Annotated in this window: 24 protein-coding genes; 15 read left to right on the top strand and 9 right to left on the bottom strand. The window is 56.4% G+C overall.

The window, feature by feature from the left end; all coding sequences use genetic code 11:
• From ACT3TY_RS00310 to ACT3TY_RS00325, 4 genes are read left to right on the top strand one after another with little or no spacing between them, the layout of a single operon-like run.
• The gene (locus ACT3TY_RS00310; protein WP_444627055.1) at positions 1-1,701 is read left to right on the top strand and encodes an ABC transporter permease; all 1,701 of its coding nucleotides are present in this window, start codon (positions 1-3) and stop codon (positions 1,699-1,701) included.
• The gene (locus tag ACT3TY_RS00315; RefSeq protein ID WP_444627056.1) at positions 1,689-2,735 is read left to right on the top strand and encodes an ABC transporter ATP-binding protein; all 1,047 of its coding nucleotides are present in this window, start codon (positions 1,689-1,691) and stop codon (positions 2,733-2,735) included. The genes ACT3TY_RS00310 and ACT3TY_RS00315 overlap by 13 nt, the downstream gene beginning before the upstream one ends.
• Positions 2,732-3,835 carry an MBL fold metallo-hydrolase gene (locus ACT3TY_RS00320; RefSeq protein WP_444627057.1) on the top strand — a complete coding sequence of 368 codons (1,104 nt, stop codon included), beginning with the start codon at positions 2,732-2,734 and terminating at the stop codon, positions 3,833-3,835. The genes ACT3TY_RS00315 and ACT3TY_RS00320 overlap by 4 nt, the downstream gene beginning before the upstream one ends.
• Positions 3,832-4,281 (top strand): phosphatase domain-containing protein, encoded by a 450-nt coding sequence (locus tag ACT3TY_RS00325; protein ID WP_444627058.1) that lies wholly within the window; start codon positions 3,832-3,834, stop codon positions 4,279-4,281. The genes ACT3TY_RS00320 and ACT3TY_RS00325 overlap by 4 nt, the downstream gene beginning before the upstream one ends.
• 36 nt (positions 4,282-4,317) lie before the next feature.
• Here ACT3TY_RS00325 and ACT3TY_RS00330 read toward each other — a convergent pair whose 3' ends face one another.
• The 5 genes from ACT3TY_RS00330 to ACT3TY_RS00350 form a co-directional block, all read right to left on the bottom strand.
• Complete coding sequence (locus tag ACT3TY_RS00330) at positions 4,318-4,491, bottom strand: DUF1289 domain-containing protein (RefSeq protein ID WP_172117922.1); 174 nt, start codon at positions 4,489-4,491, stop codon at positions 4,318-4,320.
• Complete coding sequence (locus ACT3TY_RS00335; RefSeq protein ID WP_444627059.1) at positions 4,491-4,856, bottom strand: hypothetical protein; 366 nt, start codon at positions 4,854-4,856, stop codon at positions 4,491-4,493. The genes ACT3TY_RS00330 and ACT3TY_RS00335 overlap by 1 nt, the downstream gene beginning before the upstream one ends.
• Positions 4,857-4,905: 49 nt before the next feature.
• Complete coding sequence (locus tag ACT3TY_RS00340) at positions 4,906-6,072, bottom strand: MFS transporter (RefSeq protein WP_444627060.1); 1,167 nt, start codon at positions 6,070-6,072, stop codon at positions 4,906-4,908.
• Complete coding sequence (locus ACT3TY_RS00345; protein WP_444627061.1) at positions 6,063-7,079, bottom strand: GlxA family transcriptional regulator; 1,017 nt, start codon at positions 7,077-7,079, stop codon at positions 6,063-6,065. The genes ACT3TY_RS00340 and ACT3TY_RS00345 overlap by 10 nt, the downstream gene beginning before the upstream one ends.
• Positions 7,080-7,166: 87 nt before the next feature.
• On the bottom strand, positions 7,167-7,850 hold the full coding sequence (locus ACT3TY_RS00350; protein ID WP_444627062.1) for a GntR family transcriptional regulator: 684 nt from the start codon (positions 7,848-7,850) through the stop codon (positions 7,167-7,169).
• Positions 7,851-8,298: 448 nt separating this feature from the next.
• Here ACT3TY_RS00350 and ACT3TY_RS00355 point away from each other — a divergent pair, with 448 nt between their 5' ends.
• From ACT3TY_RS00355 to ACT3TY_RS00380, 6 genes are all read left to right on the top strand, one after another.
• A complete protein-coding gene (locus ACT3TY_RS00355; RefSeq protein WP_087111029.1) occupies positions 8,299-8,754 on the top strand; it encodes a DUF2170 family protein in 456 nt (151 codons plus the stop codon).
• Positions 8,755-8,776: 22 nt separating this feature from the next.
• Entirely contained in the window at positions 8,777-9,472 is a 696-nt protein-coding gene (locus ACT3TY_RS00360) for a PspA/IM30 family protein (RefSeq protein ID WP_087111027.1), read from the top strand.
• Between the two features lie 105 nt (positions 9,473-9,577).
• Positions 9,578-10,303 carry a DUF2491 family protein gene (locus ACT3TY_RS00365; protein ID WP_444627063.1) on the top strand — a complete coding sequence of 242 codons (726 nt, stop codon included), beginning with the start codon at positions 9,578-9,580 and terminating at the stop codon, positions 10,301-10,303.
• Between the two features lie 65 nt (positions 10,304-10,368).
• The gene (locus ACT3TY_RS00370) at positions 10,369-10,779 is read left to right on the top strand and encodes a DUF350 domain-containing protein (RefSeq protein WP_172117914.1); all 411 of its coding nucleotides are present in this window, start codon (positions 10,369-10,371) and stop codon (positions 10,777-10,779) included.
• An 11-nt stretch (positions 10,780-10,790) separates the two neighbouring features.
• Entirely contained in the window at positions 10,791-11,402 is a 612-nt protein-coding gene (locus tag ACT3TY_RS00375; RefSeq protein WP_444627064.1) for a DUF1190 domain-containing protein, read from the top strand.
• Between the two features lie 18 nt (positions 11,403-11,420).
• A complete protein-coding gene (locus ACT3TY_RS00380; RefSeq protein WP_444627065.1) occupies positions 11,421-12,587 on the top strand; it encodes a glutathionylspermidine synthase family protein in 1,167 nt (388 codons plus the stop codon).
• A 21-nt stretch (positions 12,588-12,608) separates the two neighbouring features.
• On the opposite strand, the gene ACT3TY_RS00385 is transcribed toward ACT3TY_RS00380, so the two are convergent.
• Genes ACT3TY_RS00385 through ACT3TY_RS00395 form a run of 3 tightly spaced genes read right to left on the bottom strand, consistent with a single transcriptional unit; the run spans position 12,609 to position 14,686 of the window.
• Positions 12,609-13,844, bottom strand: a complete 1,236-nt coding sequence (locus ACT3TY_RS00385; RefSeq protein ID WP_444627066.1) for a molybdopterin molybdotransferase MoeA — start codon at positions 13,842-13,844, stop codon at positions 12,609-12,611.
• Positions 13,837-14,355: a molybdenum cofactor biosynthesis protein B gene (gene moaB / locus ACT3TY_RS00390; protein ID WP_444627067.1), complete on the bottom strand. Its 519-nt coding sequence runs from the start codon at positions 14,353-14,355 to the stop codon at positions 13,837-13,839. The genes ACT3TY_RS00385 and moaB overlap by 8 nt, the downstream gene beginning before the upstream one ends.
• 4 nt (positions 14,356-14,359) lie before the next feature.
• Positions 14,360-14,686, bottom strand: coding sequence for a DUF1244 domain-containing protein (locus ACT3TY_RS00395; RefSeq protein ID WP_444627068.1), 327 nt, complete (start codon positions 14,684-14,686; stop codon positions 14,360-14,362).
• Between the two features lie 242 nt (positions 14,687-14,928).
• Between ACT3TY_RS00395 and mobA the strand changes: the two genes are divergently transcribed.
• Genes mobA through ACT3TY_RS00415 form a run of 4 tightly spaced genes read left to right on the top strand, consistent with a single transcriptional unit; the run spans position 14,929 to position 18,799 of the window.
• Positions 14,929-15,531: a molybdenum cofactor guanylyltransferase MobA gene (gene mobA, locus ACT3TY_RS00400; protein ID WP_441677464.1), complete on the top strand. Its 603-nt coding sequence runs from the start codon at positions 14,929-14,931 to the stop codon at positions 15,529-15,531.
• Positions 15,528-16,775 carry a molybdopterin molybdotransferase MoeA gene (moeA, locus tag ACT3TY_RS00405; protein WP_444627140.1) on the top strand — a complete coding sequence of 416 codons (1,248 nt, stop codon included), beginning with the start codon at positions 15,528-15,530 and terminating at the stop codon, positions 16,773-16,775. Before mobA ends, moeA begins: the two co-directional genes overlap by 4 nt.
• Positions 16,772-17,764 carry a GTP 3',8-cyclase MoaA gene (gene moaA, locus ACT3TY_RS00410; protein WP_441677462.1) on the top strand — a complete coding sequence of 331 codons (993 nt, stop codon included), beginning with the start codon at positions 16,772-16,774 and terminating at the stop codon, positions 17,762-17,764. The genes moeA and moaA overlap by 4 nt, the downstream gene beginning before the upstream one ends.
• A gap of 3 nt (positions 17,765-17,767) precedes the next feature.
• Positions 17,768-18,799 (top strand): CobW family GTP-binding protein, encoded by a 1,032-nt coding sequence (locus tag ACT3TY_RS00415; protein ID WP_444627069.1) that lies wholly within the window; start codon positions 17,768-17,770, stop codon positions 18,797-18,799.
• Positions 18,800-18,801: 2 nt separating this feature from the next.
• Here ACT3TY_RS00415 and ACT3TY_RS00420 read toward each other — a convergent pair whose 3' ends face one another.
• Positions 18,802-21,873, bottom strand: coding sequence for an EAL domain-containing protein (locus tag ACT3TY_RS00420; protein WP_444627070.1), 3,072 nt, complete (start codon positions 21,871-21,873; stop codon positions 18,802-18,804).
• 467 nt (positions 21,874-22,340) lie between these two features.
• On the opposite strand from ACT3TY_RS00420, the gene ACT3TY_RS00425 reads away from it, so the two are divergent.
• The gene (locus tag ACT3TY_RS00425; RefSeq protein WP_172117904.1) at positions 22,341-22,529 is read left to right on the top strand and encodes a YqaE/Pmp3 family membrane protein; all 189 of its coding nucleotides are present in this window, start codon (positions 22,341-22,343) and stop codon (positions 22,527-22,529) included.
• The last annotated feature ends 212 nt before the right edge of the window (positions 22,530-22,741 follow it).

Genomic DNA, 22,741 nt, shown 5'->3' on the forward strand with positions numbered 1-22,741 from the left:
ATGTCACCGAGTCTTACCCAAGGCAGCCAGCACCGCTGGCTGCTTACCCTTTTGACGCTTACCGTCGTCCTGCTGAGCCTGGCGCCTAGCCTGCGCCTGTTGGTTGAGGCGTTAAGCGACCTGACCCAAGGGGGCAACGCGCCGCTATGGCGTGTGCTCCAATCAGCGAGTACCTGGCGAGCGCTGTGGCACAGCCTGTATACCTCGGGGCTGGGCATGCTGATTGCCCTTGCGCTGGGCAGCCTGTTTGCGTTCGTGATTACCCTCACCGACATTCGCGGCAAGGCGTGGCTAGTGTTCTGTTTTATGTTGCCGATGATGATTCCGCCCCAGGTCACGGCACTTAGCTGGTTACAGCTATTTGGCCCGGCAAGCCCGCTATTAAAAAGCATCGGCATGGCGCCGCCGTTGGGCAGCCCTCAGCCGCTCTACTCGGCGGAAGGCATCGCCCTGCTGTTAGGTATTCAAAGCGCCCCGCTGGTGTTTCTGGCGCTGCGCACCTCGCTACTTTCTCTACCCCGCGAACTAGTCGAAGCCGCCCGCATTAGCGGCGCCCGGCAGAATCAGGTATGGCGGCATATTGTTCTGCCCGTGACGAGAAGCGGCCTGGTGGCCGGTGCCGCCATGGCGTTTATCTCAAGCCTGGGTAACTTTGGCATCCCGGCCATGCTGGGCATTCCAGCAAGCTACTACGTACTGCCTACGCTGATCTATCAGCGCATGGCCAGTTTTGGCACTGGCGTACTGGCTGAGATGGCCGCCCTTTCGCTGCTGATCGGCGTGCTGGCGCTGGCGGGCGTGGCGCTTCAGCAACACTGGATGGGCCGCAGCCGTTTCGGGCTGGTGGGGCATAGCGGGCGCGCCCATGATTTCTCACTCGGCCGCTTTCGCGCGCTGGTCACGGTGCTGCTGGTCAGTGTGTTGCTGGTCATTCTTGTCGCGCCGCTGGTGGCGCTGGTAGTCAGCTCGCTAGTGCCGGCCATGGGCGTACCGCTCAACGCCGATACCGCCACGTTGAACGCCTACCATGAAGTGATTGGCCGCCAGGGCGCCACGTGGCGTGCCATGCGCAATAGCTTCTGGCTTGCCGGTGGCGCAGCCGTGGTGCTCATGCTGTGCAGCCTGCCGCTAGCCTATCGCCTTCAGCGGCTTCCACCGCGCCTGCAAAACCTGACGCTGAGCATTATCGAACTGCCTTACGCCCTGCCCGGCGTGGTACTCGCAATTGCTTGCATTCTGCTGTTCGTGCGCCCACTGCCCATTATCAACGTCGCACTGTACGGCACGTTGGGGCTGATCTTCGTGGCCTATCTGGCACGTTTTCTGGTGGTGTGCCTCAAACCGGTCAGCGCGAGCCTTGCACAGCTTGACCCTTCCCTTGAAGAAGCCGCCCAGCTCGCCGGTGCCGGCCCTTGGCGCCGCCTTTCCACTATCGTGATGCCGTTGATTGCACCTGCGCTGTTTGCCGGTGGGCTTTTGGTGTTTCTGCTGGCTGTCAACGAGCTGACCGTCTCGGCACTGTTATGGAGCGCTGGCAACGAAACCCTGGGCGTGCTGATTTTCAACCTCGATGAAGGTGGCGAAAGCGTTCTGGCCTCGGCGGTGTCCGTGCTGGTCGTGCTGATGGTCGCTTCACTCATGCTGTCGCTTAGCCTTCTGGCCCCGCGTTTACCCAAAGGAGTCGTGCCATGGCAGGGCTAACCCTCAAGCAAGTCACCAAACAGTTTGACGAACACAAGGCCGTGGATGGCCTTTCATTAACGGTTGAACCGGGTGAGTTCGTCGCCCTGCTCGGCCCCAGCGGCTGTGGCAAAACCACCATGCTGCGTATGCTGGCCGGGTTTGAGCAGGTAAGCGGCGGTGACATCCATCTGGGCAACCAGCTTCTGGCCAGCGAGCAGCACCACGTGCTCCCCGAGCAGCGCAACATGGCCATGGTGTTTCAATCCTACGCGCTGTGGCCGCATATGAACGTCGCCGATAACGTCGGCTACCCGCTAAAACTACGCGGCGTGCGCGGGGCGGATTATCAGCGCCGCGTTGAGCAAGCGCTTGCCCTGGTGGCACTTGAGCCCTACGCCCAGCGCACGCCGCAGGACTTAAGCGGCGGCCAGCGCCAGCGCGTGGCACTCGCCCGCTGCCTGGTCACCGACCCGTCAGTAGTGCTTCTGGATGAGCCATTGGCGAACCTGGATCGCCACCTGCGCGCCTCCATGGAGCACAGCTTTGCAGATTTTCACCGCCGCACCGAAGCCACCATGGTCTACGTCACCCATGACCAAAGCGAAGCCATGGCGCTGGCCGACCGTATCGCGGTGATGCAGGCGGGCAAGCTGGTGCAGTGGGCCACGCCCGAAACGCTCTACCGCGAGCCGCGTACTTCCTGGGTAGCAAGCTTTATCGGCCAGGGCAGCCAGTTGATGATAAGCACCGGCGCGCCGGGCAGGCGCCTTGGCGGCCATGAGCTGATACAGGGGCTGACGTCTCCCGCTTCCCAGCGTCATCAAGCGGTGCTGGTGCGCCCGGAGCATATTCAGGTGCATCCCGAGGCGCCAAGCGAGCAAGACTTAACCGCTCGCGTCGAGCGCCAGACCTTTCGTGGCGAGCGCTATGAGCTTCACCTGCGCATGCCCAGTGGCGAAACGCTGCTCGCCTATCATCCTTACGCCCTGAAATTGGGCCAGCAGGTAGCGCTGACGCTCTTGGAAGGCTGGTGTTTGGAGCCTGACCAATGAGTGCCAGCGTCAACATGTTAAGCGGCTTGGGCGATAAAGGCCCGGCAGCTATTGTGGTGGAAACCAACGGCAAGCGGCTTCTGTTGGATGCCGGCGGCGCGCTGCACCCAGGCGAGCCAATCACCTGGGCAAGCGGGCTTGATGTCGATGCGGTGATTATCAGTCACGACCATATCGATCATATTGGCGGCGTCAGCGAGCTGCCCGCTACGCTGCCGCTTTACTGCACGCCGCTGGTTGCTCAGTCACTTCCCAACGGACGCACCTGGCAGCCGCTACCCGAACGCGGTACCTGCCAAATTGCCGGTATTACGGTGACTACCGGGCAGGCGGGCCACTCGTTGGGCGGGGTTTGGATTCACCTGGATGTCGAGGGCGGCATTTTCTACAGCGGCGACGCCTGCTTTGAGTCCCGGCTGTTTCCGTTTGATACGCCGCCACCGGCGCGCATTGCGTTACTGGACGCTTCTTATGGCACCTACGATCAACCCCAGCAGGCATGTGTGGACGCTATCAGCGAACACTTGAGCCGCCCACTGGTTTTCCCGGTGCCTGAATCAGGCCGAGCGCTTGAGATGGCACTTTGGCTAGCCGAAGAGGTGGATGCTCGCGGACTTTCGCTCGCCATTGATCCGATTATTCGCGCCAACCTGCAAACCCTACTGGCGCTCCCCGCGACGCTTCGCCGCTCAAACGCGGATGACAGGATTCAAACACTTCTGGCGCGCCCCGATGCTTCCCAGCCAAGCCTCAACCTGATCAGCGACCGGGGTGATACAGCGGCCATGTGGCCAGGTTTTCACCTGCTGCACACCGGTTATCTGACGCCTTCGCGCTGCGCCGAGCTTACCGCTGGCGACATCCTCTGGCAGCGCTGGAATGTGCACCTACGCGCCTCGCACCTGGTTGCGCTTGCCGATCAAGTAAACGCCGAACGTGTGGTGCCGCTGTTTACCCACTTATCCGAACCGGCACTCGGCGCTTGGTGCACGTTATTGGGTGCGCGCCTCGCCACGCAAAAGACTCTTTTCTTAAATACTCACGCCTTGAATACGCACGTTTTAAATGCCAACACCTTGAATAGCAGGAGCCTTGCATGACCCACGCCGTGATTGTCGATGTTGACGGTACGTTAGCTGAATTTCACCCCACGAAAGTACACGAATGGGTGTTAGGCCCTGCCAAGCAGTGGGACCCCTTCTTTGCGTTTATGGCCGAAGCGCCAGTGATCGAACCGGTCGCCCGGCTGGTGAAACTATTGAAAGCCCAGGGCCAGCAGATCATCATTTGCAGCGGCCGCCCGGACACTCACCGCGAACATACCCACGAATGGCTGACCCGCAACGCCATACCGTTTGACGCCATGTACCTGCGCCCGGATGGCCATGACCACGTGGACGATGAAGCCGTCAAGGAAGCCCTGCTCAGCACCATGCGCGAAGACGGTTTCGAGCCTTGGCTGGTGCTGGACGACCGCGATGCGGTAGTTGCTCAGTGGCGCACTCTAGGCCTTACCTGCCTGCAATGCGCCCCGGGTGATTTTTAACCAAACGCCGCCCGAACGATATTTTCCTAACGCCCGTTACTTGTTGAGCTTCTTGTAACGCTGTTCAGCCCTCTTGATGGTGGCGATTTTTTCGGGTCGCTTCATGGATTTCCAGTGGCGGATCTCCTCTATGCTTCGCCCACAACCGGTGCACATGCCGCCCTTCAACTGACAGGCGGATATGCAGGGGCTATCGATTTTCTTGGCCATCAGTGCCTCACACTTCGCGCGCGCAGACGACGCTGCCAGTCACCGCCATGGGTGCGCTGGCACGCCTGTTCACTATCGAAGTCAATGTGCGGTGTGATGCTATCCAGCGCCACACCCGCCTCAGCCAAAGCGCTGGCCGTGAAATCATGCAGGCGCTGTTTGGCTTCGCCCTTTAGCGCTGAGGCTAAATGGGCATCGGTATCAAATACCCAGATAACCACCAGGCTTTCGGGGAAGTGTTGGTAGTCCACGCAGTGAGTTAACCAGACGAACCCAACCACCTCGGCCTTGGCCTGCTCACAGACTTCAGTTAGCGAAGCAACAAGCTGGCGCTCCAGCTTGCCGCGTTCCCGTTTAGCAATCATTCAACCACCTGACGTAACAAATAAAAGAATATAACTATGTTATAACATCTTAAGAAAGCAGAGGCGCGTTTGGCCGCCGCTGCCATGCCAGCAGCACCATAGGCAGTAACGAGACAGGAATCAGCAGCGCATTGAGCATCGCCCAGCCCAGGGTGTTAACCAACGGCCCCGCCAGTAGCGCTGTCAAGGCCGCCGTACCGAATACCAGAAACTCGTTGGCCGCTTGAGTGCGCGCCTTGTCTGCCGGTTGATAGCTTTGCGTCAATAACCCGGTAGCGGGCAGGAAAGTGAAATTCCAACCAAGCCCCAGCAGGATCAACGCAACATTAAAGCCCGCTAGCCCGGCATCAAACTGTGCGGCAATTGCGCTTGCCACCAGCAGTAAGCAGCCAGCGCTAATCATGCGTGGGGCACCAAAGCGCACCGTCAAATGGCCGGTAAAAAATGAGGGCAAGAACATGGCAACCACATGCCACTGAATAGTGGTGGCGACATGGTTAAAGTTGTGTCCGGCCCCTTCCATCGCCAGCGGTGTGGCGGTCATGGCCAGATTCATCACGCCGTAGCCAATGGCCGCCGCGCTAACAGCCAATAGAAAACCGGGCTGGCGCAGAATAGCGGACAAGGGTCTTTTCTCACCCTCTACTGCCTGCACAAAAGCGACCGGCAACCGCGTACAAAGCAATATGCCCAGTGCCAACATATACAGCACGCCAAGCCCAACGAAGCTACCTAAAAACGGCGTCTCGCTCAGCTCACGGCTAAAGCGGGCAAGCCAGGGGCCTGCAAATGCCGCCACCACCCCACCGCCCATCACTAAACCAAGCGCTTTATCGCGCAGTGCCGTGGGGGCTGCCTCAAGGGCCGCAAAGCGGTAGAGCTGCCCAAAGCCGATACCGATGCCAATCAGCCAGGTCGCCAGCAGGAACAGACCAAAGCTTTGCTGACGTAGCGCCAAAATGGCCACGGCCGTACCTATCAAGCCAATAAGATTGCCCAGCACAAACCCGCGTTTGCGCCCCAGCCGCCCCATGATTAAAGAGGCGGGAATAGTGGCACACATCAGCCCCAGCCATTGGCTGGCCACCGGCACAGTGGCCCAATTAGCCGTTGGTGCCAGCGAGGCGCCAATGAGGGGCGATACGGCAATCAGCAGGATATTGCCACTGACCAACAGCGCTTGGCACAGCGATAACAGCGTAACGGTTAATGGCATGGCGATGGCTCCAAAGGCGTAGGCGTAAGGGCAGACGTAGCCGCCGCGCCAAAGCGCTGACGATACACAGAAGGGGAAACACCGTAGTAACGTTGAAACTGGCGGCGCAGCTGCTCGGCGCCGCCCAAACGCCAACGCTCGGCTAACCGCTCAAGCGATACCGTTTGCTGCCCATCCAGCAGCGCCAAACGCGCCTGCTCCAAGCGTAGCTGGGTCAAATAAGTAACCGGCGTCGTGGTTAAGTGGCGCTTGAATAGGCGGGTAAGATGGCGTGGTGATACGGCCATTAAGGCCGCCATACTTTCCAGCGAATGTGCCCCTCCAGGGTCGGCATGCAGATGATCCAGCAAGCGACGCAACGGGCCTGCATCTTGCTGGCAGCGTAGAAGTTCGCTGAACTGCGACTGCCCGCCGGGGCGATGCAGAAACATCACCAGTTCTCGTGCTACTTGCCCGGCAAGGGCAGCGCCGTGGTCGGCTTCTACCAGCGAAAGCGCCAGATCGATACCGGCCGTTATCCCGGCGCTGGTGTAGCGATCACCGCTTTGGATATACAGCGCATCGGGCTCAACATTAAGCGCGGGGTACTCCTCGGCAAGCTGGTCGGCGTGGCGCCAATGGGTAGTGACGCGCTGGCCATCTAAAAGCCCGGCGGCAGCAAGTAAGAAAGCCCCTGAGCAGATAGAGCCTAACCGGCGCACGTGAGGCGCCAGCTCACGTAAAAGAGTCAACACGTGCGGGTCTTGGCGTAACGCCATCACACCGCTGCCACCTGCAATAAGTAACGTATCCAAAGGCAGCCGCTGGGAAAGTTCGGCATAGGTGTGGCGGGCGTACACCGCCAGGCCGCCATTGGTCATTACCGGCCCAGGCGCATCGGCGACCAGGGTTAAGCGGTACAAGGGCTCCGGGCTTAGCGCATTGGCACTGGCAAACACCTGCCAGGGGCCACTGACATCCAACAGCTGACAACCGGGGTAAGCCAATAAGGCAATATGGCGCGTCACGTTCTCTCTCCAGATCGTTAATAGGGAGAGTTTCCGCCGAGTTCGACGTGTCGGCAAGGACCATTACCCCACCAATACGGACATCACCTACCCCGGCTGACTGGCCGGCGCCTCCATACGGCGCACGCTGGCCACAAAGTCGCTGAATCGCTCGCCTTGAATCAGCACATGGTCGCATAGCGCTTGCTCAGCCAGTGCGGCATCGCCTTGGGTAATGGCATCGACAATGCTCTGGTGCTCGCTCAAGGAGTTATGCATGCGCTGGCGAACCTGCAATTGCAGGCGACGATAGGGCTTTAAGCGCTGTTTTAACTGACGAGCTTCGCTGGCTAGAAACGTATTGTGGCTCGCTGCATAGATGCAGTCATGAAACGCTTCATTTTCGTAGTAGTACTCGTCGGTATCGCCCGCGTGTGCCGCTGCTTCACAGCGTTGATGGGCCGCCTGAAGCTCTGCCAGCTCCGGGTCACTAATGCGTCGGGCCGCAAGGCGCCCGCACATGCCCTCAAGCTCGGCCATGACTTCAAACATCTCGATTAACTGGTCGATGCCGACCTTGGCCACAAACGTGCCTTTTTTCGGTGATACGGTGACCAAACCGCTAGCCACCAGCTGCTGGAAGGCTTCACGCACGGGCGTGCGAGAAACATTAAACGTTCGCCCTAGCTCGTCCGGGTCAAGCCGTTCACCTGGCACCCGCCGCCCATTAATAATGTCATCTTCCAACGAGTCCCTAAGCCGTTGAGCGTTGGAACGTTTGCTCTCAGCCATCTGTTTCCCACCCCTTTTATTTATAAGAGCGACCGACCGCCTTACTGTCTTCAGGGCCGGAACGTGACGCTTAACATCTTCCACCACCAGCGAAATATATATCATACGCTTTGATATACATTCGAGTAGCTTTCCAACACTCCTACATTAAAACAAGCTCACGGAGATAACGTAAGCAGTAGCACCTCAGCCTGCTGCTGAAGCGTAACTGGGCGGTTGGCTATCCTTATCCATGTTATCGGCTCCTTTTATCGTACGCTTAACGAAGAACTCCTCTCCTGCCTGTGGGTCTTAAATAGGCTCGCTCAAGAAGCGCTGTTGATAGTGAAACATCCAGGTGCGCAGCGTGTTAGCGTAGCCTTTTACTCAAATGCGATAGTGCGTTATTAGAAGATGATGAATTGTCAGTGCTAACATAACCTTCATTTTGCATAAGGAGCTTGCTGCTTTGATTACTCACAATGAAACGGGTGCTTTCTCGGCAGCCGAACTCTATCGCGTTATTAACGATGCCTCCGCTCAGGAAGAAGCCGCTGAACTGGAGTGGCCAGCCGCCAATGTTAGTTTAGATGAAGCCAACCAAACGTTGATTTGGGAGCTTCACGATTACGGCAATTTAACGTTAACGCTTTCGCGCAGTGACAATGAGTGGATTGCCATGACCGCCATTGCCCCACTGGACAGCGTTTCCAATCCGGCTGAACTTAACGACGTGTTACTGCGCCAAGGCCTTGCGCTTCCGCTTGCCTCTATCGGTATCGTTTCAATTGATGAGCGCGACTTTTACGTGGCTTACGGGCAGCTGTTTGGCGATTCAAAGCTGGTGTCTATTTGTGCTGAATTGCATGCCACAGCCAGCGCTGCCATGGAAGTCGCCGATTTAATTCAAGATCACTTTTCTTAATACGCGTTTAGGAGCAACCCTTATGTTAAGCAAAATCATGACGGCGTTACGTGGCAAAGCGAATGAGACCGGCCAGACCGTCGTAGACTCTCAAGCGCTACGTATTTTGGACCAGGAAATTCGTGATTCTGAAAATCACCTGAAACAGTCCAAAACCGAACTTGCGCGCTTAATGGGTCAACGCCAGTTGAACAGTAACAAAGCAGATACCCTGGAAGGCAAAATTACCGAGCTTGAGCAAAGTGCTGAAGCCGCGCTGGACAAAGGCGAAGAAGCGTTGGCGGTCGAAGTTGCCGAGCGTATGGTCAGTATGCAAGATGACCTGGACGCCGAGCGCAGCATCGTTAGCGAGTACGACGCTAGCATTGAAAGCCTGCGTGGGGCCATTCGCAATACGGAAAACCAGCTGCGCCAGCTAAAACAGCAGGTGAGCGTGGTAAAAGCGACAGAATCTGCACAGAAGGCTCAGTCTGCCGTAGCAGCGCGCCATTCCGGCCAAAATAGCGCCATGGGCAGTGCAATGGAGTCTCTTGAGCGCATCCGTGAGCGCCAGCAGCTTAACTCTGCCCAGATGGAGGCAGCTGATCAAATGGCTGCCGAAGAGAGCGGTTCATCACTGGATGCTCGTTTGAAAGCGGCGGGTATTGGTGCCAATGAGCGCAAAGCCGAAGATGTACTGGCACGCCTAAAAGCCAAGAAAAACACCCCGCAAGCATAATGTGACACAGCGCCCGCCCACCGGCGGGCCTGCACGTTACTGGGCCACTATTTATTCAGCACCCATCTGTCCGCTCTACTTGCTTGCCCTTTGGAGACCTCTCGAATGTTTAAGACACTAAAGGCCCTGTTCGGCACTTCCAATGTGGCGGCGAACCCTTCGGCAGAAAGTCCATCTACCTTTACCGCGGGCCTGCCCACCGGCATGTCGCAAGAAGATTTCGCAGGGCTGCGCCTGGACGGTCGCGTCAACATTCAGCTGGCTGAGCTCAGCGCCTATTCCGACGCACTCTTTGGGTGGGACAGCGCGCCCTATCATCATGTTGCGGCTGTCGGGCATGTCGACCTTGGCCAGGGCGCCCACTTGGTACGCTTTTATCTGGATAACGATACGTGGCTACAAGCCAACGTCGAAAACCAGCGCGTGATTGAGTACAAGCTGTTTGATTTTTATCGTGTGACGCATTTGTCGGATATCGAGTTCGATGCGCTGATCAACGCAAGCGATAAAAAGGCAGGCCAGCTGGGTGCACAAACGATTGCTGTCGAGGCGACCGATGCTTCCGAGCGCACCTGCCAGTTTCAGCGTGTGTGGGGCGATGAAGCGAGCCTTTGGTCGCCGCCCGTCGTGCTTGAAGAGCAGGTAATGACCACCGAAAGCGTCATGACGCGCAGCGTTACCCACCATGCCATGCTGTACGAGCGCCCTATTGAAGACTCCGAGCGCATGGAATATGTATTGCTGAATGCAGAAGATGACGGTGAGGGTGGGTTTATGCTGGTACAAAATCTCGGTGTTGATGTTACATCGGTCGATATTGATGCTATTTAAACGCGGCAAGCCCCGACACACGCCATCACCACAACGTTGACTCTCAACCAAGGAAGATTTTATACATGCAGTATTTACAAGGCTTACCCCACTTTTTGGGCTATCTGATCGGCGCACTCGTGCTTCTCGTTGCGTTTATGTACTGTTATAGCCGTATCACGCCCCACCACGAGTGGACGTTAATTCGCGAAGGTAATGCTGCGGCGGCCACGGCCTATGCGGGTTCTATCGTCGGTTTTACACTGCCGCTCTACAGCGCTATGGCCAACTCCATCAGTTTCATCGATTTCATCTTGTGGGGCATCATCGCGTTTGGTGTTCAACTGGCGGCTTTCTTTGGTCTGAAGATGGTGCTGAAGAATCAGGGAGAAAGCCTGTCACTGCATATCACTGAAGGTCATATGGCTTACGGTATTCTGGCGGGTAGTGTCTCCATTGCAGTTGGCCTGATTAATGCCGCCTCGATGACGTGGTAAGGAGTTTAACGATGGCACATAACGATCAGACCCCACACCTGCCGCGACGCAAACGCAGCGCCCGCCTCTCGCTTGCGATGATGGGCGCCAGCGCATTCGGGCTAACGGCGTGTGGCCAGCCAGAGCAAACGACCGATGTAAGCTTTGACAGCCCACGCAGCTACCAGAGTGTTGATGAGTGCGTGGCCGCCGATGTATATACCCGCAGCGCCTGTGAAGATGCCTACGAGGCGTCCATTAAAGAAGTCCCCCGCTTCAATACGCTTGAAGAGTGTGAGGCTGAACACGGTGAAGGAGCCTGCACGGCCCCCACCGAACAGCAGTCGCAGGCGGCCACCGGCAGCAGCGGCGGTGGCTGGTTTATGCCAGCCATGATGGGTTACATGGTGGGCAACATGATGTCACGCACCAGCCGTGGTGCGACCAACCGGGGAGTTTATCAGGAGCCGGTTTACCGCAATCGTCAGAACCAGGGCAACTGGAACACCGCCACCAACCAGGCAACCCAGCGTGTCAATCAGCGCCACCAGGCCCTGCGTACCACGGCGACCCAGAACCGCCAGGCCACGCAACGTCGCGGCTTCGGTTCTCGCTCATCCGCCCGCGGCGGCTGGGGCTCGTGATGTACCTCGGGAATCTCCATGCTTAGAGTTGATGTTGCAGAACGCGCCAACTGGAAAACCCTGGCCCACGAGCTGGGGTTTCATTTTCATACCATCGGCGGCGAACCCTACTGGAAAGAGAGCGCCTACTACCAGTTCTCGCTGGATCAAATAGAGCGGGATATTGAGGCGCCTACCGAAGAGCTGCATGAAATGTGCATGGAGCTTGTTGACCGTGTCTGTCACTCCAATGCGCTGATGCAACGCCTGGCGCTGCCGGAGTTCATGTGGGACACCATTCACGACTCCTGGGTGTCTGGCCAGCCACACCTTTATGGGCGGATGGATTTTGCCTATTCAGGCCAGGGCCACGCCAAGCTGCTTGAGCTTAACTACGATACGCCCACCTCGCTTTATGAAGCGGGCTTTTTCCAGTGGGTATGGCTGGAGCAGGCCATTCAACAGGGCATCATCCCGCGCCACGCTGACCAATATAATTCCATTCAGGAGCGGCTGATTAATGCGATGGCGCATATTGGCGACCGGCTGAGCAGCGCCGAGATGTACTTTTCATGTATCAAGGATAACGACGAAGAGCGTGCAACCGTACACTACCTGCAGGATGTAGCCATTCAGGCCGGTTTAAAAGCGCCCTTCATTTATACCGAAGATATTGGCTACCAGCGCGACGGCGACTACTTTATTGACCTGGATAATCAGCCCATTCAGGCACTGTTTAAACTCTACCCTTGGGAAGAGTTGGCCGACGATGCGTTTGGCGAAAAGATTCCCCAGCTGCACACCCACTGGTTTGAACCACCGTGGAAGGCGATTCTTTCTAACAAGGGCATTCTGCCCCTGCTGTGGGAACACTTTAAGGGCCACCCTAATCTGCTACCTGCCTATTTTGAAGAGCGCTCGCCTTCACCGCTGCCGCCCGGCTGGGTACGCAAGCCCTTCTTTTCACGCGAAGGCAGCAATATTGAGCTGTTAACGCCAGAGGGTCAGCGTGAGGCAGTGGATGGCCCCTATACGGACAGCCCTTGGATTCGCCAGGCCTACCACCCCATGCCGCGCTTTGGCGAACATCACGCGTTAATCGGCAGTTGGGTGGTGGGTGATCGTGCTTGCGGGATCGGCGTGCGGGAGGACGTAGGGCGAATTACCAAGGATTCATCCTGCTTTGTGCCCCACGCCATTGTTTAACGGTCAGGAGAACGCGCCTGCTTACCCCATCAACCATAAGCAGCTAACGGTATCGCCGGGTGTTATCTGATGATGGGGAGGGATAACCGCCAAGGCATCGGCCTCAATACACGACGACAATACGCCGGAATTCTGGTCAGCAAAGGCCTGGGCCGTTATACCGGAAGGTGCAAAATTAAGCGTTACGCGCATATAGTGCTGGCGCGGCCCGGTCGAGGTCTCAAAATTCGCCGTTGCGGTTAACGTTGGTAATGCCTTCAGTGTTGGGCAGGCCAACAACGCCCCCATGAGCGGGCGCAAAAATAGCCAGGCCCCCACAAACCCCGAAACCGGGTTGCCCGGCAAACCCACAAACCTTGCCTCACTACCGTCAGCGCGAGGCAAGCGGCCTAGCGCCAAGGGCTTGCCTGGGCGTATGGCCAAGCGCCATAAATCCAGCTCGCCCAAGGCATCAAGCGCGGCCTTAACGTGGTCTTCTTCCCCAACACTGACACCGCCAGTGCTTACCACGACATCGGCGTCAGCGGCGGCTTGGGTTAATAGCGCCACCGTTTGCGCGTAGTCATCCGGCACACTAACGACCTGCACCACGTCAGCGCTAAAGCGCTCAAGCAGGCGCTTTAACATGGGCCGGTTGGAGTTATAAATTTGCCCCGGTGCCAGCGGCGTGCCGGGGTCGACGATTTCATCGCCGGTCGAGAGCAGGGCAACCTTAGGGCGGCGGCGTACGCTCACCTGGGTAATGCCCTGCCCCGCTAAATGCCCCAACGCGGCCGCTTCTAAGCGCAGCCCTTTGTTGAGCAAACAGTCGCCCAAACGCACATCCCGCCCTTGGCGGCGCACGTTGTCGTCAGGCGGAATATTGTCCGGTATCAAGGCCTTGCCTGCCTCAACGCTAACGCGCTCCTGCATAACGACGCAGTCCGCGCCTGCTGGCAACTCGCCACCGGTAAAGATGCGTGCACAGCTACCGGGTGCCAGCGGCGCTACCTGCGTTCCTGCCGCAATGCGCTGGCTGATGGGCAGCCACCGGCCCGCATCGCTTGTGCGCAACGCATAGCCATCCATCGCACTGTTATCAAAGGGCGGGACGTTCAGCGCTGCCATCACGTTGTCAGCCAGCACCCGCCCGCCAGCGGCGTCCAAGGCGGCTTCTTCCGCACTGACGGGACTCACGCCAGCCAGCAGCGCTTCAAGCGCGGCACTTACTGTTTGCAAGTCAGCTGTTTGCAAATCAGTCGGCTGCAAATCAGCCATGCTGGCCTCGCTCGGGAATCACCAGGTTGGCAAAGTTGCACGGTTTGTGACGGCTATCGAGCTGCTCTTTCAAAATGCCTTCCCAGCCCGTACGGCAAGCGCCGGTTGAGCCTGGCAGGCAGAAGATGACCGTGGCATTCGCCAAGCCACCCAGGCAGCGGCTTTGAATGGTGGAGCTGCCAATCTCCTCACCACTTAGCTGACGAAAACGCTCGCCAAATCCTTCGATGTGCTTATCCAGCAGTACCGAAATGGCTTCCGGTGTGGAATCACGGCCGGTAAAGCCGGTGCCGCCGGTAGTAATAATCACCTGCACCCCGGCGTCGGCAATCCATTGGGCCACGATAGCGCGAATCTGGTAGATATCGTCAGCCACAATACGCTTATCGGCGAGCCGATGGCCGGCGGCGTTCAAACTCTCGACCAATTGCTGACCAGAGCGATCACTCTCTTCGGTGCGCGTATCTGAAATCGTCAGTATGGCTATATTGAGGGCAACCATCGGCTCCATAATGCTACTCCTGATTGTTTTTCTTGGCTTGGCGAGCGTCCAACGCCGCCAACTGTTCAGGCGTTGCAGTGCCCTGATAGTGCGCTTTCCACTCGCTGTAGGGCATTTTGTAGACGTACTCGCGCGCGGCTTCGTAATCAAGCCGCTCGCCTCGCTCTTCGGCTGCGCTCACCAGCCATTTGGAAAGGCAGTTACGGCAAAAGTTCGCCAGGATCATTAGGTCGATATTCTGTACGTCCTTGTTATCGTCCAGGTGGCTCAGCAAACGCCGAAAGGCAGCTGCCTCAAGCTCAGTGCGAGTAGCCTGATCAAACTCGTTAAAATCTGACATTAGCGTTTCCCTCATAAAAAGTGACTGTCGTGCAGCATACCAAAAGACACCGCTTATAGGCGCTGTTCCACCCGATAACGTAGCCAGGCGAACCCACTGTTTGATATGGGTCATAGTGCTTACCATCAAGCATCTAACGCATAGACAAGCGCATAGACAAGCAAGGCCCTTGGCCGCCATCATAGCGACAAGGGATCTACACTTGGAAATGGCAAGGCTGATCGGCCAGAGGAGACATGCCGATGATCACGACCCACGCATTAACCGGCATGGTGCTCGCTGGTGGTGAAGGCCGCCGCATGGGCGGGCGCGATAAGGGGCTGGAGCCCTTTGCTGGGCTACCTCTATTTGCCCACACAGCGGCCAGGCTTGAAGGGCAGGTTGCTGAACTGCTGATTAGCGCTAACCGTAATCTTGACGCCTACCGCCTGTTTGGGCGTGTGATCAGTGATGCGGAATCAGGCTTCCAAGGTCCTTTAATGGGCATTTATAGTGGGCTGCGCGCATCAAACACGCCGTGGCTATTGATAGCTCCTTGCGATACGCCGCATCTCCCGGACGACTTGGTCGCACGAATGCTGGCAGGCATACAAAGCGCCGATATCGCCGTGGCGTTTGATGGTCAGCATCTGCACCCTACGGTGGCCTTGATACGCACCGCACTGGCGGATGATCTTCAGGCGGCCCTGAAAAGCGGCGAGCGTAAAATTCAGCGCTGGTATGCACGCCATAATATGCGCCGTGTGGATATGTCCGACTGCCCCGACGCCTTCGCCAATCTCAATACCGCCGAAGAGAAAAGCCGCTTGGAAGCGCAATGCCTATCCGCCAGGAACGTACCATGACGCTCTCCTGCTTTGACCTTGGCGACCAGATGCTGAGCGTGGAAGAAGCCCGCCAGGCGCTGACAACGCTTATTGAAAGACCGCTGGCCCATGAAGTCATTGACCTGCACCGTGCCCATGGCCGCCGCTTGGCACACGATATTATGGCGCCGATCAACGTCCCGCCCAGCACCAACGCCGCGATGGATGGTATTGCCCTTGCCTGGCCAGACACACAGTCATCCCAATGGCCGCTTATCGGTCATGCATTGGCAGGGCATGGTTTTCATGGCGCCGTGCCGCCAGGCGCTTGCGTGCGGATTACCACGGGTGCCCCGCTACCGGAGGGCACCGATACGGTCATTATGCAGGAGCAGTTAACAACGCACGGCGAGCACCTCCACATCGCAAACCCTGAGCGCGTTAAGCGTGGCCAGAACGTACGCCTGGCCGGGGAAGATATTCTCAAGGGCAACCTGGCGCTTTCAAAAGGAACGCGTTTGGATGCCGCTAGTATGGGGCTACTTGCATCGCTCGGCGTGGCACAGGTTTGCGTGGCCCGGCCACCGACGGTTGCACTGTTTTCCACCGGCGATGAAGTGACAGCGCCTGGCGAGCCGCTGGAGAATGCCCGCATTTATGATGCCAACCGGTTTACCTTGATGGGTTTATTAACCGAACAGGGCGCTGAGGTGATTGATCTGGGTATTCTTCCCGATGATCAGCAGTCGATACGTAAGGCGTTATCCCAGGCTGCCCAAGTGAGCGACCTGGTGCTCACCAGCGGCGGTGTATCGGCGGGGCAAGCTGACTTTACACGGCCTGCCCTTGAACAACTGGGCCAACTAACGTTTTGGCGTGTTGCGTTACGCCCAGGGCGGCCACTGGCCTGCGGCTGGATGGGAGAGTCGCGTACGCCCTTTGTGGGCTTGCCCGGCAACCCTGTCGCTGTCATGGTAACCTTTTCACAGTTTGTCGTGCCGTTGCTCCATCACTTGCAGGCACTCCCCATGACTCCGCCACCCAGGCTTTACGCTGTCGCGGATGAAGTGCTTAACAGCCGCTACCAGCGTACCGATTTTTTGCGCGGCATTTACCATAGCGATACGCAAGGTGTGCTCCACGTACGCACGACAGGCGCGCAAGGGTCCGGCATGTTAAGTTCGATGGTCGCGGCTAACTGTCTGATCGAGCTACCCGAAGACCAGGACGGTGCACAAGCTGGCGAGGTAGTCTGCATTCAACCACTTGTGAGATGGCCATGACTAAGCAACTAATAGATGACTTTGGTCGCCGAGTTAGCTATGTCCGCATCTCGGTGACCGACCGCTGTGACTTCCGCTGTGTGTACTGCATGAGCGAGGAAATGACGTTTCTTCCGCGTGCCCAAGTGCTTACCCTTGAAGAGATCAGCATGGTCGCCCAGGCCTTTACCGAACTGGGTGTTGAAAAAATTCGCCTGACCGGTGGTGAGCCCCTGGTGCGCCGGGACATAGAACAGCTGGTAGATGACATTGGCCAGTTGCCCGGGCTTAGCGACTTCACCATGACCACCAATGGCGCCAGTCTGCGTAAACATGCCAAACGGCTTTATGCAGGTGGCCTGCGCCGTCTCAATATCAGCCTGGATTCACTGGACCCGGAGCGCTTTAAAAAGCTCACCCGCACCGGCGATTTAACACGCGTTATTGACGGCATCCATGCGGCAAAAGAGGCCGGATTTACCCGCATCAAGTTAAATGCGGTTATTTTAAAAGGTCGTAATGATGATGAGGTGCTGGACCTTGTCGACTTTGCGCGTGACGAAGGGCTGGATATCAGCTTTATTGAAGAGATGCCGCTGGGCGATGTGTCCGATCACTCACGCGCAGAAACCTTCTACTCAAGTGATGATGTACAGGCCCTGATTGAAAAGCGCTATACGCTAACCCCGACCACCGAAACCACGCCAGGCCCGTCGCGCTACTTTAGAATGGCCGACAGTGACAGCCGGGTTGGCTTTATATCGCCGCACAGCCACAACTTCTGCGACACCTGTAATCGCGTGCGGGTCACGGTAGAAGGCCGTTTATTGCTCTGTTTGGGTAACGAACATTCGGTCGACTTGCGCGCCGTGCTGCGCCGCTATCCCGGTGATATGCCGCGCCTTAAAGAGGCGATTGTGAATGCACTACCGCTCAAACCCGAGCGGCACCATTTCACGACCGACGGCGACATTCAGGTTGTTCGCTTTATGAATATGACAGGGGGTTAACTCGTGGCAGCGTTGGCAAAAGTGCCGGTTCATATCATCACCGGCTTTTTGGGAAGTGGTAAAACCACCCTCATTCACCGTCTGATTGAACAAAAGCCTGCGCATGAAACGTGGGCCATTTTAGTGAATGAGTTCGGTCAAATTGGTATCGACCAGGCGATGTTTGAGCAACGTGACGATATCGTTATTAAAGGCTTGCCTGGCGGCTGTTTGTGCTGCCAGCTCGCCTTTGTTATGCAGGCAGCGCTTGTTAACCTGCTGGCACGCAGTAAGCCAGACCGCGTGATTATTGAACCCTCTGGACTTGGCCACCCCGCCGGTTTGCTGGACCTGCTGCGCGGCGAGGCCTTTCACGATGTCGTTGATGTGCGCGATATTATTGCCACGCTGGACCCACGCCGCCTGGATGACCCGCGTGCGCTCAATCATGAAACGTTTCAGGACCAGTTGGCGATCGCCGATGCGGTAGCCATCACCTTATGGGACCAGGCCACCGATCAACAGCAGCAGGCAGCGCTGCAGTTTGCCAATGCCTTATGGCCGCCGCGTAAATGGGTCGAGCCGGTTACCAATGGCGAACTGCCACTTGAACGATTAACGCACAGTGGCCAAAGTCCTGCCCACGACTTGGCCGTTCCGGAAGCACACCGCACATTAACCGCGCCCCCTGGTTTGGAGGGCGGATTTTTTGACTTTCCGCCAGCCAAAGGCGCACCACAGCAGGAAACCGGTGTGGCGCTGGGCTACGTGAGCTTGGGATTGCGCTGGCACCCTGACGAGCACTTTGACCTGGACAGCCTGGCGCAATGTTTAGGTGAATTACCCCGTGATGCCCGTATTAAAGGCGTGTTTCATACGACCAGCGGCTGGCAGCAGCTTAACCGCGCTGACGGTGCGCTAAACGTAGACAGTAGCGCCTGGCGGCAGGACTCGCGGCTGGAAATCATTATCCCTGAAGCGCTGGCGAGTACGGTGCCAGATACCACGGCACTTGCGTCAATGCTCTCCCCCGCGCCATTTCATCAAAACGGCTGATATCAAGAAACATCAAGCTCCGCTTCCAACGCGTCGATGGTGACCGGACGCCCAAACAGATAACCTTGATAGGCGTGGCAGCCATGGGCGAATAACCACGCCTGCTGCGCCTGGGTTTCGACTCCTTCGGCGATCACCTCCAGGTTCAGGCTTTTTGCCAGCGCAATGGTACTCTCGACAATCGCCGCATTCGCGCTACTGGTCAGCACCTGGCGCACAAAACTCTGGTCTATTTTCAGTTGGTCCAAGGGTAGCTGGGCCAGGTAGGCAAGGGATGAATAACCGGTCCCAAAATCATCCAGTGAGAGGCGAACGCCCAGCGCTTTTAGGAACAACATTTTATCGCGGGCCCTGTCGCGGTCATCCACAAACAGCGACTCTGTCACTTCAAGCTTTAAGCGGTCAAGCGGTGCTTGGGTACGTTCAAAGATAGCCGTGATACGCGGTATAAACTCAGCATCGTGAAACTGCAGAGGGCTGATATTTACCGACATCGTCAAGTGGCAGAACCGATCATGCTGTGCCCAGCTCGCCAACTGGTAGCAGGCCCTCTCCAGCACCCATGCACCTACTTCAATAATCAGGCCGGTACTCTCTAACAGCGGTATAAAGTCCCCGGGTGATACAAGACCCCGCTCGGGATGCTGCCAGCGCAAAAGTGCCTCGACCCCGGTCGTCTTTCCATTTACTTCCACTTGGGGCTGATAATAAAGCTGCCACTGGTTAAGCGCCTGTGCCTGCCGCAAGTCACGTTCCAGACGCGTTGAGGCTAACAGCGTTGCCTGCATATCGGGGTCAAAAAAGCACAGCGTATCACGGCCTCTCGCCTTGGCTTGAAATAGCGCCATATCCGCCTGCTGAAGATACTCATTTTGCTCGTTGGTCGAATAGTCCAAGAGGGTGATACCGATGCTGGCCGTCACGCTGACCGAGTGCTCAATGAGTGAACTGGTACGGCGTATGGCAACCATCAACTTATGGGCGATGAGCTCAGCCAACTGAGCCGCTTTAGCCGCATCGGTATCCAGCGACTGAATGAGTATCGCGAACTCATCACCGCCAAAACGTGCCAAGGTATCACTTTCCCGCAGCTGTTGATGAAGCTGACGCGCAACACCCTGAAGCAAACGGTCACCGATAGAGTGCCCAAACACATCGTTAACCTGTTTGAAATGATCGATATCGATAAGCAGAAGCGCACCATAAGAGCGATGTCGGCGCGCCTCTTTAAGCGCTGCGCCCAAGCGGTCCATAAAGAGACGGCGATTCGCCAGCCCCGTCACCGAATCATAAAACGCCAGTTGGTGGATCTCCTGTTCAGCGGCTTTGCGTTCGCTAATATCGACAACGGTGGCCACGTAATGGGTTAGCTGCTGGTCAGCATTACGGATTGAGCTAATAACGACCCACTCGGGAAAGATATCGCCGCTCTTGCGCTGGCTCCAAACTTCGCCTTCCCAGCGGCCCTGCTGTTTGACGCTGCGCCATAAACGGCGATAGAAACCAGGGTCGTGGCGGTTCGAATTAAACATCTTTGCGTCACGGCCAATCACTTCGGCTTCGCTATAGCCGGTAATCTGAGTAAACATGGGATTGGCTTTCAGTATTTTCCCTTCGGCATCCGCGATGATGATGCCCAGGTGTGCCTGAAAAGCAGCGGCCGCGATATTAAGCTCCGCTTCACTCTGTTTGGCTTCGGTAATATCGCGCGCGACCAGCAACGTGCCGGAAAAGCGGCCATCAGGATGCACCAAGGGGCTTGCTACGGCCTGAAAAAAATGTTCTCCCCTGGGCACCCTCAACTGATATTCAAGCGTAACTGCTTGGCGATGCTGCCTTACCTGCTCAAAGACAGTATCAAAGCGCTTGGATAAACCAGGGGGCATTACCTCGTTATAATGTTTACCTAACAGACTATCTTTGCCTTTCAGCAACATTCCTTCATCCAGGGCATGCGTATAGGTGATTTGATTGTTTTGGTCGAAAACGATGATCAAGTCCTGGATAGAGTTAATAAGCGTCCTGAGCCGAGCTTCTCCTGTCTGGGCTTGGGTACGCGCCTGATCAAGCTCTTTAAGGCGATGTTGTAATAACTGAGCTAACCTTATCCGCTTAAGGTAATGACGAACTCCCCATGCGCCCAACAAAACAATAGCGATAAAGATACCGATGGTAATCCCGGCGCGCTGACGCCACCCCGCTAACACCTCATCCAAATCCATACCGATAGCCACCCATATCGGATAGTTTTCGATGCGCTGTACCCAAAAAATTCGCTCACGTTGATCCAGAGAAGACCACATCACGTCCGACCACGGGGTCTGGCCGCTGTCCAGGACGCGTTGTACGGTCACTCCCTCCACTTGTCCCCCGGTTTGCGTGCGCTCGTCACCAGGATTGCGGGCGATTAATTTAAGCGTGGCGTCTACCAGGGCGATGCTTTCACCCTGGCGAATCTGCATTTGGTTAACCATGTCGGCAAATGCTTGTGATGCCACACGTGCTGATGCCATGCCCGCAAAGGCACCTGATGAATCTGTCAGACGTAACGCGTGTATCAGAGAGTAGGTTTGTTCCTCACTGGACCAGTAAAGCGGCGTAACGATGTCCTCCATGGGATAGTCAGGGTCGCTCAAGACTTTATAAAAATCCTGGTCACTAAAATCCGCTCCCTGATAGTGGTTATCTCCACTACTGGCAATCATGATTCCTTGGCTATCCAACAGAACCACTCGTTGAACCAGGGGAGCATAGCGATGACGATCGCTTAACATCCGAGACATTTGCGTGGCGCTGACCACATCAGGCATGTTCTGAAGGTCAGCGACACTGACCAGCACGTGGTACGTTTGAGAGAAGATGCTTTCTACCCACTCACCAATCAGGCTGGCACGCGCATCGCTCTGCGCCTCAGCAGAGGCTATCTCCTGTTCACGCTGCTCCTTTAAAAACCAGCCGAATAGGCTGAACAGCAGCAGTAAAGCAATAACGTATAACGCGTAGACATTGCGACGTTGGCGGCGAAAGGCGTTATCGGCATGCTTTTCGCTCTCTTTGTTCTGATCCTTTCTCATCAACATATCTACAACAGGCATAGCGCATCGACCTTGGCCAGAGAACAAAAGAGAACGCATAAATTGATGTGATGATGTACCACGTAAACGTCGTCAGCATTACCCTTTATCCTGCCAACCGTTAGATAGAATAACGGCAAACAATTTAATCATTCCATCCATTTAGCGTGCCTTAGTAGCGCGATTTATCATATTACAAACATAAAATGCTTTTCATTGGCGCATGAATGCAGCAGACAAAAACATTACGCTTAATTCTCACTGCTATTCTCACGATTATCTGGCTTTATTATCGCTGTGTGCCAAGGAAAAACGGCATTTCCAGGCTTTGCACGAAAAATGCTTCAATCAGCGGCAGGTTAATGTTGGCAGCGGTGGTGTAATGGATATGCGTAGCATCAGCCAATCTGCAATAATGTGCCATCGGTTACTTAACCTTTCGCTGTTTAGATCAAGGAGAGAATGACATGCGTCTGCTACTCGCCCTGCTACTGCCGTGGCTTCAGTTCTTTACCATCGGTCGCCCTTTTGCTGGGCTTATCTGCCTGGTACTCCAGCTTACTATCATTGGCTGGGTACCTGCGGCGATCTGGTCTGTCTATGCGCTGAGCCAATACCAAACCGATAAAAAGATTCGTAACGCTTCCGGCAGATAGTCCTCCTGCCCAGCGCCTTAACTATCCCGCCCAGCAAGGCGGGATAGTGCTTTATAACGCCCATATACGCGCTCCCCTTCTGACAACGCCAATCCTCGATAGTCCCACCAAAACGAAAAAGTGAAACGTCCTGTTCCATAACACGGTAACGACAGCACCTCATTTTTTTGCCAATATGAGAAAGAGTCTCATATAAAACTTTTTCTCATAAA

The organism is Halomonas sp. AOP22-C1-8, from assembly GCF_052378905.1.
In the GTDB taxonomy this organism is placed as follows: domain Bacteria; phylum Pseudomonadota; class Gammaproteobacteria; order Pseudomonadales; family Halomonadaceae; genus Vreelandella; species Vreelandella citrativorans.